This is a genomic window from Bacillus sp. VA15, assembly GCF_055721145.1.
Map to the genome: position 1 here is coordinate 1 of NZ_JBVQPQ010000031.1, position 453 is coordinate 453.

The 453-nt window shown below is 57.8% G+C and carries 1 protein-coding gene; it reads right to left on the reverse strand.

Translation table 11 applies throughout. The annotated features are described in order from the left end of the window. Positions 1-453: MFS transporter (locus tag AC0DBE_RS21590; protein WP_472963737.1), on the reverse strand; the 453-nt coding region annotated here is incomplete at both ends.

Consider the following 453-nt stretch of genomic DNA (forward strand, 5'->3'; position numbering starts at 1 on the left):
GGCTGCGCCAGTGCTTCGTCGCAATCTCTTTAAAGGAGACTTTCGGTCCATCCTGCAGCCCTTCGCGGTCGCCCTGCTCCAGCTTCTCAACGTGCTGCTGGAACGCCGGCGTTTCTTCAAGAGCATGACGCAGGTAAAGACCAATAATCCCTAATGGCAGCGCCAGGAAGAACGGAATACGCCAGCCCCAGGAGAGGAAGTTCTCTTCACCGACGACGGTAGAAATCAGCACCACCACGCCCGCACCCAGGACAAACCCGGCAATCGAGCCGAAGTCCAGCCAGCTTCCCATAAAGCCGCGCTTACGGTCCGGGGAATACTCTGCGACAAAGATAGAGGCACCCGTATACTCACCGCCTACGGAGAAGCCCTGGGCCATCTTACAAAGCAGCAGCAGAATCGGAGCCCAGATGCCGATGCTGGCATAGGACGGTATCAGGCCGATACAGAACG